The 14,460-nt window shown below is 70.6% G+C and carries 15 protein-coding genes and 1 pseudogene; 7 read left to right on the top strand and 9 right to left on the bottom strand.

Going from position 1 to position 14,460, the window contains the following annotated elements; translation table 11 throughout:
• The first annotated feature begins 78 nt into the window (after positions 1–78).
• On the top strand, positions 79–753 hold the full coding sequence (locus ABZX90_RS24975) for a formylglycine-generating enzyme family protein (protein WP_351133649.1): 675 nt from the start codon (positions 79–81) through the stop codon (positions 751–753).
• A 91-nt stretch (positions 754–844) separates the two neighbouring features.
• On the opposite strand, the pseudogene ABZX90_RS24970 reads toward ABZX90_RS24975, so the two are convergent.
• From ABZX90_RS24970 to ABZX90_RS24960, 3 genes and pseudogenes are all read right to left on the bottom strand, one after another.
• Positions 845–1,090, bottom strand: a pseudogene (locus tag ABZX90_RS24970) (Type 1 glutamine amidotransferase-like domain-containing protein); the annotation flags it as partial.
• Positions 1,091–1,252: 162 nt separating this feature from the next.
• Complete coding sequence (locus ABZX90_RS24965) at positions 1,253–2,428, bottom strand: epoxide hydrolase (protein ID WP_355208189.1); 1,176 nt, start codon at positions 2,426–2,428, stop codon at positions 1,253–1,255.
• 84 nt (positions 2,429–2,512) lie between these two features.
• On the bottom strand, positions 2,513–2,890 hold the full coding sequence (locus ABZX90_RS24960; protein WP_351133647.1) for a helix-turn-helix domain-containing protein: 378 nt from the start codon (positions 2,888–2,890) through the stop codon (positions 2,513–2,515).
• 107 nt (positions 2,891–2,997) lie between these two features.
• On the opposite strand from ABZX90_RS24960, the gene ABZX90_RS24955 reads away from it, so the two are divergent.
• Complete coding sequence (locus tag ABZX90_RS24955; RefSeq protein WP_355208186.1) at positions 2,998–3,363, top strand: DoxX family protein; 366 nt, start codon at positions 2,998–3,000, stop codon at positions 3,361–3,363.
• Positions 3,364–3,437: 74 nt separating this feature from the next.
• Here ABZX90_RS24955 and ABZX90_RS24950 read toward each other — a convergent pair whose 3' ends face one another.
• On the bottom strand, positions 3,438–4,610 hold the full coding sequence (locus ABZX90_RS24950; protein WP_355208183.1) for an amidase domain-containing protein: 1,173 nt from the start codon (positions 4,608–4,610) through the stop codon (positions 3,438–3,440).
• Positions 4,611–4,987: 377 nt separating this feature from the next.
• Here ABZX90_RS24950 and ABZX90_RS24945 point away from each other — a divergent pair, with 377 nt between their 5' ends.
• The 4 genes from ABZX90_RS24945 to ABZX90_RS24930 all read left to right on the top strand — a co-directional run bounded on the left by ABZX90_RS24945 (position 4,988) and on the right by ABZX90_RS24930 (position 8,347).
• Complete coding sequence (locus ABZX90_RS24945; RefSeq protein ID WP_355208180.1) at positions 4,988–5,944, top strand: helix-turn-helix domain-containing protein; 957 nt, start codon at positions 4,988–4,990, stop codon at positions 5,942–5,944.
• Between the two features lie 127 nt (positions 5,945–6,071).
• The gene (gap, locus tag ABZX90_RS24940; protein ID WP_351133642.1) at positions 6,072–7,070 is read left to right on the top strand and encodes a type I glyceraldehyde-3-phosphate dehydrogenase; all 999 of its coding nucleotides are present in this window, start codon (positions 6,072–6,074) and stop codon (positions 7,068–7,070) included.
• Between the two features lie 138 nt (positions 7,071–7,208).
• Positions 7,209–7,919: a hypothetical protein gene (locus tag ABZX90_RS24935; protein WP_355208175.1), complete on the top strand. Its 711-nt coding sequence runs from the start codon at positions 7,209–7,211 to the stop codon at positions 7,917–7,919.
• Positions 7,920–7,987: 68 nt separating this feature from the next.
• The gene (locus tag ABZX90_RS24930; RefSeq protein WP_355208172.1) at positions 7,988–8,347 is read left to right on the top strand and encodes an antibiotic biosynthesis monooxygenase; all 360 of its coding nucleotides are present in this window, start codon (positions 7,988–7,990) and stop codon (positions 8,345–8,347) included.
• A gap of 59 nt (positions 8,348–8,406) precedes the next feature.
• Here the strand turns inward: ABZX90_RS24930 and ABZX90_RS24925 are convergent, their stop codons facing one another.
• The 4 genes from ABZX90_RS24925 to ABZX90_RS24910 form a co-directional block, all read right to left on the bottom strand.
• A complete protein-coding gene (locus ABZX90_RS24925) occupies positions 8,407–9,984 on the bottom strand; it encodes a glycosyltransferase family 39 protein (protein ID WP_355208169.1) in 1,578 nt (525 codons plus the stop codon).
• A complete protein-coding gene (locus ABZX90_RS24920; protein WP_355208401.1) occupies positions 9,981–11,180 on the bottom strand; it encodes a bifunctional glycosyltransferase family 2/GtrA family protein in 1,200 nt (399 codons plus the stop codon). Before ABZX90_RS24920 ends, ABZX90_RS24925 begins: the two co-directional genes overlap by 4 nt.
• Before the next feature lie 332 nt (positions 11,181–11,512).
• Positions 11,513–12,034 (bottom strand): hypothetical protein, encoded by a 522-nt coding sequence (locus ABZX90_RS24915; RefSeq protein ID WP_355208166.1) that lies wholly within the window; start codon positions 12,032–12,034, stop codon positions 11,513–11,515.
• Positions 12,035–12,042: 8 nt separating this feature from the next.
• Positions 12,043–12,558, bottom strand: coding sequence for a SigE family RNA polymerase sigma factor (locus ABZX90_RS24910; protein ID WP_351133630.1), 516 nt, complete (start codon positions 12,556–12,558; stop codon positions 12,043–12,045).
• A gap of 331 nt (positions 12,559–12,889) precedes the next feature.
• Here ABZX90_RS24910 and ABZX90_RS24905 point away from each other — a divergent pair, with 331 nt between their 5' ends.
• Positions 12,890–13,813: an SGNH/GDSL hydrolase family protein gene (locus ABZX90_RS24905; RefSeq protein ID WP_351133628.1), complete on the top strand. Its 924-nt coding sequence runs from the start codon at positions 12,890–12,892 to the stop codon at positions 13,811–13,813.
• Positions 13,814–13,916: 103 nt separating this feature from the next.
• Here ABZX90_RS24905 and ABZX90_RS24900 read toward each other — a convergent pair whose 3' ends face one another.
• Complete coding sequence (locus ABZX90_RS24900) at positions 13,917–14,369, bottom strand: hypothetical protein (RefSeq protein ID WP_355208162.1); 453 nt, start codon at positions 14,367–14,369, stop codon at positions 13,917–13,919.
• Between the last annotated feature and the right edge of the window lie 91 nt (positions 14,370–14,460).

Below are 14,460 nucleotides of genomic sequence, written 5' to 3'. Positions count from 1 at the left end.
CTCGCGACGCGGGGCACCCAACCGGGTGGCCGCCGTCTCCAAGGCGTCGCAGGCGCCCGCCGGTAGGATCGTCCGCTCATGGATACGGGTGGAGAGCACGAGATGATCGCGATCCCGGCGGGGCGGGTCACCCTGTCGGACCGGCGGACACAGCGCAGTTGGGTGGTGGAACTCGCGCCGTACGCCATCGCCGCGTACCCGGTGACCCAGGGGCTGTACGAGGAGGTCACCGGCCTGTGTCCCAGTGGCGTTCGCGGGGACCGGTTGCCCGTCGAGGGCGTCTCCTGGTGGGACGCGGTGCGGTTCTGCAACGCGCTGTCCCGACGCGACGGCCTCATGCCCGTCTACCGCCTCGGGGCCGGCGACGAGGCCGTCGAACGGGACGCGGCGGCGGACGGCTACCGGCTGCCGGGTGAAGCGGAGTGGGAGAACGCCTGCCGGGCCGGCACGACCGGACCGCGGTACGGCCCCCTCGACGAGATCGCCTGGCACCGGCACAACTCCGGTGAACGGATGCGGGAGGTGGGCGGCAAGAGGCCCAACCCATGGGGTCTGCACGACATGCTCGGCAACGTGTGGGAGTGGTGCTGGGACATCTACGACGCGGAGATCTACGGCAGTTACCGGGTGCTGCGCGGCGGTGGCTGGTTCGACGAGCACTGGAGCTGCCGGGCGTCCGTGAGACGCCGCAGCCACCCCACCTTCCGGGTGGACGACGTCGGATTCCGCGTCGCGCGCTCCCTGGTCCGCTGATCCGGCTGTGAACGTCCGCCGGCCCCGGGTGTGACGCGCCGGAGCTCCGACCCCGTCCTCCAGTGCCCACCCGGCGGGGGTCCGCCGGTTGGTTCACGGTGTTGCCGCCGCCTACGTATACGACGTCTTGAGAGATCAGGAACGTGCGCAGCGTGTTGTCGTCGAGTTTCCTGCGGAACAGCGGCAGAACGCCGGCCTCACAGGTTCGTGACATGGACGCGGCGAGAAATTGTTGGGTGTAAGCGGCGGCGTCTCCACTGGCCGCGGGTACGAAGCACACCCTGGGCCGAGAATTCTCCGCCTGGCCGTCACAGGAGAGCCTCGGAAATCGGGCCACCGAAAGCCGACGGTGCGCTGAACAACGCCAGGTCGCCGAACGCGTACGCATTCCAAGGGCTTCACGGTCGTCGGCCTGGAGCGCTCTGTCCCGTGACGACGCTGAAAAAGAGTCGTGGGCGAGCCGAAAGGGGCGTGACCCCGGCGGCGCGGTGACGCTTCGTCAGCCCGTCACCGTCGCACGGTAGGGGCGGAAGAACGCACGCAGTTCCTCCGCGTAGAGCTCGGGCTCCTCGAAGGGGGCGAAGTGTCCGCCCCGTGCCGGCTCGGTGTAACGCACGAGGTTCGTCGTGCGCTCGAGCCAGGCCCGTGGCGGGCGGACCATGTCGCCGCGGAAGATCGAGAAGCCGGACGGCACCTCGACCCGGCGGGCGAGCTGCGCGGGCGGAATCGCGCCGTTCGCGCGGTACATGCGCATCGACGAACCGATCGTCTCCGTCAGCCAGTAGAGCGTCACGTTCGTGAGGATCTCGTCCTTCGTGAAGGACCGTTCGATGTCGCCGTCGCAGTCGCTCCACGCCCGCAGCTTCTCGACGATCCAGGCGGCGAGCCCGGCCGGTGAGTCGGTGAGCCCCACGGCGGCGGTCTGGGGCTTCGTGCGGTGCATGGCGGCGTACGCGCCCTCGGTACCGCCCCAGGCCGCGGCGTCCTCCATCCAGGCGCGCTCCTCGGGTGTCAGGTCCGCGGGGTCTCCGGTGAAGAGGGGCAGGCCCCCGTCCATGCGGTGGACGGCCACGACGCGGTCGGGGTGGTCGAGAGCGAGGTAGCGGCTCACATGGCTGCCGAGGTCACCGCCGGCCGCGCCGAACCGCTCGTATCCGAGGACGTCCATGAGCTCGGCCCACAGACCGGCGACGGCGATGGAGTCGAGCGGCGGGCCCGTGGGGCGGTCGGAGTATCCGTAGCCCGGCATGTCGGGCACGATCACGTCGAACGCGTCGGCGGGATCGCCTCCGTGCGCCCCCGGATCCGTCAGCAGCGGGATCACCTTCGTGTACCGCCAGAACGAGTCCGGCCAGCCATGACTGAGCACCAGAGGCAGAACCGGCCCCGCCGGTGCGACGGCCCGTGCGTGCACGAAGTGAATCCCGAGACCGCCGAGCCGGACGCGGAAACGGGGGAGCAGGGCGAGTGCCGCCTCCTGCGCCGGCCAGTCGAACCCGTCGGCCCAGTGGGCGACGAGCTCGCGGAGGTAGCCGAGGTCGGCCCCGAGTGACCAGCCGGCGTCCTCAGGGGCGTCGGGCCAGCGGGTCACGCGCAGTCGTGAGCGGAGGTCGTCGAGTGCCGACGGGCTGGTGCGCGGCGTGAACGGCTCGGGGTGAGGCGCGACATCAGGCATGCCACGCATCCTAGGGAGCGTTGCCCCGCGACTTCTCGAACGCGCTGAACAGGCGCGGCGCCCCCCAGTATCGCTGCGAGGGGGTCAACCGGCTCGGTCCGCGTACGCGGTCCTGCTGGCCTCGATGTCCGCGATGTGCTCGATCGCCCAGCCGGCGAGTGCGAGGGCCGGTGGGATGAGGCTCTGCCCGGTGGGGGTCAGCGCGTACTCGACGCGTGGTGGGACCTCCGCGTACGCCGTTCGGGACACCAGGCCGTCGCGCTCCAGGTTCCGCAGGGTCAGCGTCAGCATCCGCTGCGAGATCCCGGGTATCTGCCGCTGCAGGTCGGTGAAGCGCAGGCGTCCCTGATCGAGGGTCGTCACGATCAGCAGCGTCCACTTGTCGCAGATCCGGTCGAGCACGGCGCGGATCGTCCGGCCGCCGTCCCCGCGGATCATGCACGTGTGCTCGTACTGCGACATGACAACTCCCTGTAGGTAGCGCACATCCGTGTGCCTTTTGTAAGCCCCCCGGCAGTCACTCATCATGAGGCAACTTACGCCTGGTAACTATTGTGCAAGGGGTCGCTATGGACGTCGCCTACTGGATCGTCGCAGCGCTGCTGGCGGCGTTCTACCCCTACGCCGGAGGCATGAAGGTCCTGCAGAGCCAGGAGCGGCTCCAGCCCATGATGGGGTGGGTCGACCGCGTTCCCATGCCGCTCGTCAGGGTCATCGGGACGCTGGAGGTCCTCGGCGCGGCAGGCCTGATCCTGCCCCCGCTCACCGGGATCGCGCCCTGGCTCGCCGTCGCCGCGGCGACGGGCCTCGTTCTGATCCAGGTCGGCGGAATCGTCGTCCATGTCTCGCGCGGCGAAGCGCGGCTGATCGGACTCAACATAGCCCTGCTGCTGGCGGCAGCGGCGGCGATCTGGCTGGGGACCACCTGGCTCTGACCGGTCCGCCGGAGACAAGGGAAAGGGCGGGAGCCCGGCACGTGGTGCCGACTCCCGCCCCGGAACGCGACCGCTCAGGTGCGGTAGGCGTAGTACGCGGCGTTCGGGTACGACGCGATGATGCTCGCCAACGACCTGTTGTAGGTGTTGGTGGAGTGGTACGACACATACGGCTCACCCTGCGGGCTGCGGTACGTGACGATCATGGTGTGGTCCTTGGACCCGTCCTTGTTGAAGTCCATCTGCAGCACGTCACCGACGTCCGCCTGATAGACGTTGGCGAGGCTGGTGACCCGCTTGGAGGACAGGGCGAACCACGAGAACTCGTTGACGCCGACGAACGAGTCCGACTGGATGTCGGCGTTCCCGAACCACTTGTGGAAGTCGTTCGTGTAGCCGGGAGCGTGCTTCCAGCCACCGGCCTTCAGGCTCTGGCTGACGAAGTTGGTGCAGTCGCCGCCCGCGCCCTCCCCGTTGAAGTCCGGGTAGGCCGGGTTGTAGTTCTTCCAGTACTTGGCCGCGTACGTGGCCATGGCCTTGTAGTCGTACCCGGTGGCCGAGAAGTTCTTCGGCTTCGCGGGCGCGGGGCGCGTGGTCGCCGAGCGGGTCGCCGAGGGCGGGGTGTTGTCCCCGGTCATCGGCGTGGCGACGAACGTCGTGGCGGCGACCTGGTTGACCGCGACCCCGTCGTCGGTGTCACGGACACCCGTGAGCTGCCAGTCGCCCTTGCGGTCGGCCTTGAACGTCAGCTCGTGGTGCGCCACGAAGCCGGTGGTCTTCGGCTCGGTGCCCTTGGCCTCGTCGTAGGTCAGCGTCGTCGTCTCGGTGACGCTGACCGTGGCGTGACGGCCCTTCAGCCGCGTACGGTCCAGCGACACAGTCGTGTTGGCCGCGCTGTACTTTTCACCGAGCGACGCCAGGCGGGCCTTGCGGCTCTCCAGCTGCGACAGCGCGGCCTTCTCGGCGTGGGACTGCGTGGAGGACAGCCGCACCTCCCCCGAGAAACGCGACGTCTTCCGCTTGGTCTCGTCGTTGTCCACCAGGGCGTCGGTGCGGTCGGTGAAGACCGCGTCCGCCAGCCGCTGGAAGGTGGCCTTCGTCGACGCGTCCACCTTGGGGTCGGCGGCGACACTCGCCGCACCCGCGGACCAGTTGGGCAGCAGAGCTGCGCCGGCGACGACCGACGCGGCCGCCGCCGTGACTATGGTCGCGCGTTGCCGCTTACGGCTCAGTTTCCTTGATTTCAATGGTGTTCCCCTCTACGCCGGTATTCGATACCGGAGCCGCATCCTCGCACGACGTGTGTGGCTCCTGTGAAGGGGGTTGCCGAAGCGGTATCAAGGCTTCCGCGGAAGTGCGCGGCTCTGCCCCCGCAAGAGGTCGCCCCGAGAGCGGGCGGCTCTGCGGTCGACGCAACTCCGGCCAGGGCCACCGGGTGTGAGGCCGTCCGGCCGGCGGCGGCGGCCCCTCGCCGATTCCGGTGACGGGGTATCACATGACGGTGTGAGAGGGGGCAATCCGGACGAGCGGGTCGCCCGGTGCGCACAGGTGCATCCGATGGTCGCGGAGTCGGCGCGAGCGACACCGAAAGCTCTGACAGCGCCCGCCCACGTACCCTCGGACCGTGGCAGAAACCCCCTTGCATCACGTCGCCGTTCTCGTGCTCGAGGGGGCGAAGCCGCTCGATGTCGGCATCGCCGCGCAGGTGTTCACGACCCGCGCGAGCATGCCGTACGAGGTGCGGGTGTGCGGCGCGGAACCCGGTCTCGTGACCGGCGGCGACGGCCTGTCGTACCACGTCGCCCACGGCCTCGAACAGCTCGCGTGGGCCGACATCGTCTTCGTCCCCGGGTACCGGTCTCCGGACCGCGAGGACCCGCCGCGGGCCGTCGTCGACGCGCTGATCGACGCCCATGAGCGGGGCGCCCGGCTCGCCGCCATCTCGACGGGCGCCTTCGCGCTCGCCGCCACGGGGCTGCTCGACGGAAAGCGCGCCACGACCCACTGGCACTACACACGGGCACTCGCGGCGAAACATCCGCTCATCAAGGTCGACGAGAACGTTCTCTTCATCGACGAGGGAAGCGTGCTCACCTCGGCCGGCGCCGCCTCGGGCATCGACCTGTGCCTCCACATCCTGCGAGGCGATCTCGGGGTGGCCGCGTCGAACCACGCGGCCCGGCGCCTCGTCGCGGCCCCCTACCGCAGCGGCGGTCAGGCGCAATATGTGCCGCGCAGCGTGCCCGAACCGCTCGGCGAGCGATTCGCCGCCACCCGCGAGTGGGCGTTGCACCGGCTCGGTGAACCCCTTTCCCTGGAGGTGCTCGCCCAGCACGCGGCGGTGTCGCCGCGCACCTTCTCGCGGCGCTTCGCCGACGACACGGGGTACACGCCGATGCAATGGGTCATGCGGGCCCGCATCGACATGGCCCGCGAACTCCTCGAACGTTCGCAGTGGAGCGTCGAGCAGATCGCCGCGGGCGTCGGTCTCGGCACCGGTGCCAATCTGCGCCTGCACTTCCACAAGATCCTCGGCACCTCCCCGAGCGAGTACCGGCGCACCTTCACCCAGGGCGAGTAGCCCGCCGACGAGCGGCTCGCCACCAGGTGGGGCAGGTGGCGCGATCCTTGCGGACCATGGCGATCTCGCCGCTGTCACCGCCCGATGCCGCGCGCGAACCTGGGAGGGAACCGAAGGGACACCACTCATGACTCGTATCGCCATCAATGGATTCGGCCGCATCGGACGCAACGTGCTGCGCGCCCTGCTCGAACGCGACACCGACCTGGAAGTCGTCGCGGTCAATGACCTGACGGAGCCCGCCACGCTCGCGCGGCTGCTCGCCTACGACTCGACCGCCGGCCGGCTCGGGCGCCCGGTGACCGTCGACGGCGACACCCTCGTGGTCGACGGCAGGCGCATCAAGGTCCTCGCCGAGCGTGAACCGGGCCAGTTGCCCTGGGCCGAGCTCGGAGTCGACGTCGTACTGGAGGCGACCGGCCGTTTCACCTCGGCCAAGGCGGCCGGAGCGCATCTCGACGCCGGTGCGAAGAAGGTCCTCGTCAGCGCGCCGGCGGAGGGCGCCGACGTCACGCTCGCGTTCGGTGTCAACAACGACGCCTACGACCCGTCCGTGCACACGATCATCTCGAACGCGTCGTGCACCACCAACGCGCTCGCGCCGCTGGCCGCGGTGCTCGACGAACTCGCCGGCATCGAGCACGGCTTCATGACGACGGTGCACGCCTACACCCAGGAGCAGAACCTGCAGGACGGCCCGCACCGCGACGCCCGCCGCGCGCGTGCCGCCGCAGTCAACATCGTGCCGACCACGACCGGCGCCGCCAAGGCGATCGGTCTGGTGCTGCCGAACCTGGAGGGCAAGCTGTCCGGCGACTCGATCCGCGTGCCCGTCCCGGTGGGCTCGATCGTCGAGCTCAACACGACCGTGGCCCGCGACGTGACACGCGACGACGTCCTGGCGGCCTACCGCGCCGCGGCGGACGGGCCGCTCGCCGGTGTTCTCGAGTACTCGGACGACGCACTCGTGTCGTCCGACATCACGGGCAACCCGGCCTCGTCGATCTTCGACTCGGCCCTCACCCGGGTCGACGGCCGCCACATCAAGGTGGTCGCCTGGTACGACAACGAGTGGGGCTTCTCCAACCGTGTGATCGACACGCTGCAGCTCCTCGCCACCGGCTGACGGGAGGCGGCAGGGCAGGGGCGCTTCCGCACAGGGCGGGGATTCCCGTCTGATGCGCCCCGCCCGCCCTGCCTCCAGGAGATGGCCATCAGGAAACCGTTCGACAGGCCGAGCCGGGACGGGCCATGATCCACACCCGTGGACACCACCGAGCAGTTCCTGGTCCGGGCCGCCGCTTCCAACAACGCGACATGGTGCGCGGCGATGAGCCGATCGCACGGCTCGGCGGGCCGATTCGGGCCGAAGGCCTGGGCTTCCCCGACCCGGACTCCGCGGTACTACCCCGACGCGGTGACCCTGGTGCCGGGAGCCGACCCGATTGCGCTGGCGGCCCGGATCGACAGCGCGCCGGGAGCGTCCGTCAAGGACAGTTTCGCCGATCTCGATCTGGCGGGAGCGGGCTTCCACGTGCTGTTCGAGGCTCAGTGGATCCACCGTCCGGCGGGCGCGCCCGCCACTGCCTCGGATCTCCCCTGGGACGTCGTGGGTGATCCGGGCACGCTGCGTGCCTGGGCCCTCGCCTGGGACGAGGGGGACGGCGGCAGCGCGGACCTCTTCCGTCCCGAACTGCTCGACGACCCCTCCACGTTCGTACTCGCCGGGCGGTCGGCGCACGGCCGGGTCGTCGCGGGCGCGATCGCGAGCCGCAGCGAGGCTGTGGTCGGAGTCTCCAATGTCTTCGCGCCGGGCGGTGGCCCTGACGAGGCCTGGCCGGTCGTACTGGACGCGGTGCACTCGCTGTTCCCCGCGATGCCGGTGGTCGGGTACGAGCACGGTGAGGACCTCGCGGCCGCTCTTCGACAGGGCTTCGAGCCCATCGGCCCGCTGCGGGTCTGGCTGCACGCCTGATCGACGAACCGCTTTGGGCGGCCCGGCCCTTGAGCCCTCTGCCGGCCCCCGTACGGCAGGATGGGGGCATGAGCGTAGTCAAGATCAACGTACTGACCGTGCCTGCCGAGCAGCGGGAGACGCTGGAGAAGCGCTTCGCCTCCCGCGCCCATGCCGTGGAGAACTCCGACGGGTTCGAGTGGTTCGAACTCCTCCGCCCCGTCGAGGGAACCGACAGCTACCTCGTCTACACCCGCTGGCGTGACGAGGAGTCCTTCCAGGCCTGGATGGAGGGCCCGATGAAGGCCGCCCACCAGGGCGGAGGCGCACAGGGCGGAGGCGCACAGGGCGGAGACGCGCAGGGTGCCGAGCGGCCCAAGCCGGCGGCCAGCGGGTCCACGCTGTGGTCCTTCGAGGTCGTGCAACAGGCGGCGCCGACCAACCCGTAGAGAGATTGTCGCGCGAACGGCCGACGGCGCCTCCGCGCCGCGGCCGGGAGCGGTGTCGGTCACGGGATGCCGACTTCGAACAGGACGTATCCGGCGTAGGAGCCGGAAGCGAGTGCGGCGATGGTGAGAACCGAGCACAGGACCGGTGTGCTGAGCCGACGCATGGCGGTGGCACAGGGGATGAGCAGGGGGAACGCGGGGAGCAGATAGCGGGAGACGTTGCCGAAGATCTGCTGGCTTCCCAGGACGAGTGCCATGGTCAGGAGTGTGTAGACGGTCAGGACGACCGGCGGGCGCAGCCAGAACAGCAGAGGCAGGATGATCAGGGCCAGCAGGACGGTGGCGGCGCCGATGGCATCCTCGTAGGGGTAGGCGTAGAGGTAGTCGAAGTGGCCGACCATGAGTGAGCTGAACACCTTGAGGGTGTGTCGGCCGTAGTCGAACGAGTGGGCCCAGGCGCCGTCCTGCAGTTCGAAGTACCCGCCGTAGTCGCCCATCCGGTGTCCCACCCAGCCGAGATAGCCGGCCAGGCCGACGGGGGCGATCACGACGGCCGTCAGCGGGCGCAGGACCGCGTCCCGGCGCGCGGTCCCGTCGAGGGCGGGGATGTCTCCCCACCGGTGCACCGCGCGCCGATCGCGCAGCAGGTCCACCAGCGCGGCGACGGTGAGTGCCGCGATCAGCGCGGTGGCCGTGGGCCGGGTGAGGCCGGCGGCGCAGGTCAGGAGGCCGGCGGTGAGCCAGTTCCGGCGCATGACGGCGTAGCAGGCCCAGGCGGCGAGGGCGATGTAGAGGGATTCGGAGTAGCCGGACCACTCCATGCCGGATCCGGGCCACACGGCCCAGAGCCCGGCGGCGGCCAGCCCGGCGCGGCGTCCGCTGATCCGGGCGGTCACGGCGTAGACGGCCAGTGCGGCCACGAACGAGGCGGCGATCGAGACCACGAGACCGGCACCGAGCAGACCGAGTCCGGTGCAGGAGGAGACCAGGCGCATGAGGGCCGGGTACAGCGGGAAGAACGCCGCGGAGTTGCCCTCCAGGGTGATCAGCCCCGTGGCGCCCGGTATCGGTACGAGCTCGGGGTGATAGCCGTGCGCGGCGATCTGCTGGTACCACCAGCCGTCCCAGGTCGCCAGGACGTCCCAGACATGGGCGCCGCCCCCGAAGCGGGGATTCTTTCTGCGGAAGTCCCCGGAGGAGTCCAGCAGGTACATGAAGACGCAGAAGCCGATGAGCTTCATCGCGCCGTACAGCGCGAGGACCGGGCCGTGCTGCCGCGCCGCCCGGCACAACCGGGCCCACAGCTTGTCGGCACGTTCGCGAGCCGAGGCGGAGGCCGGGGTGCCGGACGGGCGAAGGGCGGCTCCTCGCGCGTCAGCGGCGGCTGGTGACGTGTGGGCGTCGAGGCCGTGGTGATCCGTCGTGGCCGGCGTCGATCCGTCCTGAGGGCCGGCGGCGCAGGCCGCTGTCTCGTCGTACGGCGCACAAGTGCCGTACGTCAAGGGGGTGTTGTGCGTCGAGCGGGCGCCGTGGGCCGGGCCGGTGCCGTCCGGGTGTTCGGCCTTGGGCCAACGGACGTTGGTGCGGGGCCTGTTGCTCCGCTCTGTCGGGATGTTCGCGGGGCCGGGGTCGTTCATCGCGGCTCGGTTCCCTTGTCGTTGCCGGGGGAGGCGGCGGTGAACACCCAGGAGCGCAGGAGCAGGAAACGCAGCAGCGTCGCGGCGAGGTTGGCGGTGACGAGGACCACGATCTCGGTGGACCGTCCGGGTCCGTGCGTCCAGCGGTGCAACGCGGCCAGTGAGCCGCTGGTGAGCGCGAGACCCAGGCCGAAGACGGCCAGACCCTTCGCCTGGTGGCGCAGTGCGCCACCCCGGCCGCGCAGCCCGAACGTGAGCCGCCGGTTCGCGGCCGTGTTGGCGACGGCGCAGACCAGCAGCGCCCACGCGTTCGCGGCCTGCGGCCCCGCCGCCGGGCGCAGGGCCGCGTAGAGGAGGACGTATCCGACCGTACTCACCGCGCCCACGGCGCCGAACCGCAGCAGCTGAGCCGTCAGGGAGACCGGCGGCCCGCCCTCGGGGGCGCGCCCGAGCCGCGCCGTCGGCAGCGTGCCACGGGCCAGCGCGCGGCCGATCCTCGCGATGCCGCGCAGGTCGGCCACGGCCGTGGAGACCAGGTCGACCCGGCTGTCGGGATCGTCCACCCAGTCGACCGGTACCTCGTGGATACGCAGCCCGGCGCGTTCGGCGATCACCAGCAGCTCGGTGTCGAAGAACCACCCGGAGTCCTCCACGAGGGGCAGCAGACGCTCGGCGACATCGCGGCGGACGGCCTTGAAACCGCACTGCGCGTCGGAGAAGCCGACCGCGAGCGTGGAACGCAACAGGACGTTGTAGCAGCGGGAGATGATCTCTCGTCGGGGGCCGCGTGTCACCCGGGAGCCACGGGCGAGCCGCGAGCCGATGGCGATGTCGGAGTGCCCGGATATCAGCGGGGCGACCAGCGGAAGGAGCGCGTTCAGTTCGGTGGACAGGTCCACGTCCACGTACGCGAGCACGGGGGCCTTGGAGCCCGACCACGCGGTGCGCAGGGCCCGGCCGCGTCCCTTCTCGTCGAGCCGTATCCATGTGGCCTCGGGCAGATCGGCGGCCAGTCGGGCCGCGATCCGCGGGGTGGCGTCGGTGCTGGCGTTGTCGGCGACCGTGATGCGGAACGGGTACGGGAACGTCTCGCGCAGATGGGCGTGCAGGCGCCGCACGCTCGGCTCCAGGTCCGTTTCCTCGTTGAACACGGGGACGACCACGTCGAGGACGGGTTCCGTGTGATCCGCCGGCAGCGGAAGGCGGACGGGCAGGCGGTCCTCCGGCAGCCGCTCCACGGGCTCTCGCTCCACGGACAGTCCCTTCTCGAAGTCCTTGAAGTGTTCGAAGTCCTCGAAGCCCGGGGGAGCGGACCGCAGTGCCTTCGTCATGATTCGTCCTGTTCTGTGCGCTGTCGCAAGGCAGGCCGAAGACGCTCACGGCCGAACGGCGACAAGGGAGTGCTGATGCGGGTGTTCGGACATGGGGCGGTAGGGGCAGGGGCGGTAAGGGCAGGGGTGGTGCGGGCCAGAGCCCTACCGGGGCCGGAACCGGTCAATCCGGCGGCCCGGCTGAGGTCGGGCCGGAGCTACTCGGTGTTGGTCGCCCGGACGGACGATGACGGTCCGAGGGTGGACGTCGGCAGATACGACGGTGTCTCGCTCGGGGTCACCGGCGCGGTGGCGGGCGCACTGGTCGTCGCGGTTCCTCCGGGGTCAGTGGCGACCGAGTTCGAACTCCCTGTCGTGGTAGGTGTGTTGGGCGGGTACGAGATCCCGGCGGTGTCCTCGGACGTGGCCGTGGCCGACCCGGTGGGAGTCCCGCTCGGGGGCGAGGTCGGTGTCGGGGTGGCGTACGGGGACGTGGGACCGGTCGCGGGTCTCGGCAGCGGGGCCAGGGGCCGGTCGCGGTCCGGGCTGTGCGGGAGCAGGAACAGGCCGACGCTGACCCCGGCGACAGCGAGTACGCAGCTCGCGGCCTTCTGCGCCGCGCGGACCCGGCGGCGGACGCGGACACCGTTCCGGAGGCTGTTCTGCTGGGCGGGCTCGAAGGGGGTGTGTTCCTGGGAGTCGCGCATCATCCGCGCCAACTCCCGCTCGAAGTGATCCATGCTTTCCTTCACCCCACCGGCTCGATGACATCCGCCAGGATCTGGCGCAGCCGCGCCACACCGCGTGACGCGTGGGAACGGGCGGTGCCCAAGGGGCAGCCCAGCACCTCCGCGACCTGCCTTTCAGGCAGATCCTGGTAGTAGCGCAGCACTACGGCCGCCCGCTGCCGGGGCGGCAGTTGGGCGAGGGCCGCCTCCAGCCGCGACCGTTCGACCACGGCCGCTGACTCGTCCCGGGTGTGCGCCCGATCCGGCAGTTCCTCCACGGGGCGTTCGCCCCACCACCGCCGCCGTGCCGAGCGGGCCGCCGCGCGTGCCAGCACCTTCCGCACATACGCCTCGGGCGCCTCGTCGGCGACCTTCGGCCAGACGAACCAGAGTTTGACCAGGGCCTCCTGGAGGAGATCCTCGGCGCGGTGCCGGTCGCCCGCGCAGAGCAGGCGTGCGAGGTGGAACAACGCCGACCAACGGGCCGCGACGAACCCGTCGAAGCTGTCGATCCCCTCTGCTCTTGGCTGTTCCATCCGCACCGTCCCCGCCCGTGCCACCTTCGTACACCTGGAGAAAGACGCTGGCGGGGGCCTCACTATGCACCCAGGTCACGTGACCTGAGTCACGCCCGGCCAACTCGCGTCGAGCCCGGTGGCACGGACGAGTCCGGGAGGTGGCGGACGGGAGTTGGACAAGTGGAGGGCGATCAAACTCTGGTCCGGCGGCCTACCGGCCGGTATACAGACCGGGTTGGGTCTGCCGGGCAGGAGCCGTCCGGCCTGCCGCGGCGGTGCGATCCCTGGTCCGCGCCGCGGGAAGCCGGTACCCGTCCGCAGGCCGTCATGGCTTCAGGGGAGGGGCACGATGAACCATCACACGCGAACGGACGACACCGTCCCGAGGCGGCGCGGCGCCATGGCGCTGGGGGCCGCGCTGAGCAGCTGCGCACTCGTCGCGGGGGTCGCCGCGGCGACCCCCGCCGCGGCGGGGCAAGGGCACACGCCGCCCGGCGTGGACTACGTGGCGCTCGGCGACTCGTACACGTCCGGGCCCCTGATTCCCCTTCAGATCGACGCGAACTGCGCGCGGTCCGACCACAACTACCCCTCGATCACAGCGGCCGAGCGAAAGATCGCCTCGTTCACGGACGTCAGCTGCGGCGGCGCGAAGACCGACGAGATGTGGAAGGCCCAGGGGACCAACGGACCCCAGCTGGACGCGGTGAAGCACGACACCGACCTGGTGACCGTGCAGATCGGCGGCAACGACATGGGCTTCGGCTCCATCATCGCCACCTGCGCCGGGCTCAGCTCGAAGGACCTCGCAGGCAATCCCTGTCAGCAGTACTACGGCGCCTCCGGCTTCGACCAACTCACCCTGAACATCATCGAAACGGCGCCCAAGGTCGCCCGGGTGCTGCGCGCGGTCCACGCCAGGGCACCGCACGCGCGGGTGGTCGTCGTCGGCTACCCCGACCTCCTGCCCGACGACGGCAGCGGCTGCTATCCGACGGTTCCGTTCGCCGCGAAGGACTTCCCCTATCTGCGCGACACCGGCAAGCGGCTCAATCTGATGCTGCGCACGGTGGCGCTGCTGAACCGGGCCGAGTACGTGGACACGTACGGGCCGACCGTCGGCCACGACATGTGCAAGGCGCCCGCCGATCGCTGGGTCGAGCCCCTGCGCCCGACGTCGCCCGCCGCACCGGCCCACCCCAACGCCAAGGGCCAGGAAGCCATGGCGCGTGCGCTGCTGGCGCGCCTGGGCAAGGGAGCCGGGCACCACTGACCGTTCCGGTCGCGGTACCCGGACCCGTGAGCGGCCCTGCCGGCGAGCGCCCGTGCGCTCGCCGGCAGGCTGACCGGGGCCGCCCATCATGACCAGCGGGTTGTCAGAGTGTGCCGCGCATGTGCTGGGTGAGGCGGTCGCGTTGTTCGTTGAACGCGGCGCGGGCGCTTTGGAACTCCTCGGTTTCGAAGGTCAGTCCTTGCGCGACGGCGTCGCGATAGGCACGCAGCAGCGTGATGGTGAGAGCGGCCTGCTCGACGACGTGGTCCTCGGCCACGAGGGAGAGTTCCAGCCGACGGGACAGCGTGTTGCTGTCGCGCAGGACGGTCCCGGCCCGGGACAGCGCCGTTTCGTCGCGGTCGTGGCCGCGGGCGATGTTGACGAGGATCTCGCTGGCTTCCGCGGTCGCGGTGAGGAACGCGACATAGGCGGCGCGGCGGTCGTCCCTGGTGCGCTGCTCGACCTCCCGCAGCCAGCGGCGCCGTTCCGCCAGCGCGGACGCGGCGAGGGCGATGAGCGCACCCATGGTGGTACTGAGGAGGCTGGTCCATTCCACACCTCTACTGTGCTCCGGCCGCGACGCGTCCAACCCGGGTGTCCCGCCCGGACCATCGGCAACTCCGCCGCGCGGGTGGCTCGTTGGCGTG

This window comes from Streptomyces sp. NPDC002935 (assembly GCF_040611295.1).
Classification (GTDB): Bacteria; Actinomycetota; Actinomycetes; order Streptomycetales; family Streptomycetaceae; genus Streptomyces.
The sequence above is the reverse complement of the archived record's forward strand: the minus strand, read 5'-3'. Positions and strand labels throughout refer to the sequence as shown.

Coding starts and splice junctions, on each gene's coding strand:
- ABZX90_RS24965 (WP_355208189.1), bottom strand. CDS start 2,428: ATGCCTGATGTCGCGCCTCACCCCGAGCCGTTCACGCCGCGCACCAGC.
- ABZX90_RS24975 (WP_351133649.1), top strand. CDS start 79: ATGGATACGGGTGGAGAGCACGAGATGATCGCGATCCCGGCGGGGCGG.
- ABZX90_RS24905 (WP_351133628.1), top strand. CDS start 12,890: ATGAACCATCACACGCGAACGGACGACACCGTCCCGAGGCGGCGCGGC.
- gap (WP_351133642.1), top strand. CDS start 6,072: ATGACTCGTATCGCCATCAATGGATTCGGCCGCATCGGACGCAACGTG.
- ABZX90_RS24955 (WP_355208186.1), top strand. CDS start 2,998: ATGGACGTCGCCTACTGGATCGTCGCAGCGCTGCTGGCGGCGTTCTAC.
- ABZX90_RS24915 (WP_355208166.1), bottom strand. CDS start 12,034: ATGGATCACTTCGAGCGGGAGTTGGCGCGGATGATGCGCGACTCCCAG.
- ABZX90_RS24930 (WP_355208172.1), top strand. CDS start 7,988: ATGAGCGTAGTCAAGATCAACGTACTGACCGTGCCTGCCGAGCAGCGG.
- ABZX90_RS24925 (WP_355208169.1), bottom strand. CDS start 9,984: ATGAACGACCCCGGCCCCGCGAACATCCCGACAGAGCGGAGCAACAGG.
- ABZX90_RS24910 (WP_351133630.1), bottom strand. CDS start 12,558: ATGGAACAGCCAAGAGCAGAGGGGATCGACAGCTTCGACGGGTTCGTC.
- ABZX90_RS24960 (WP_351133647.1), bottom strand. CDS start 2,890: ATGTCGCAGTACGAGCACACGTGCATGATCCGCGGGGACGGCGGCCGG.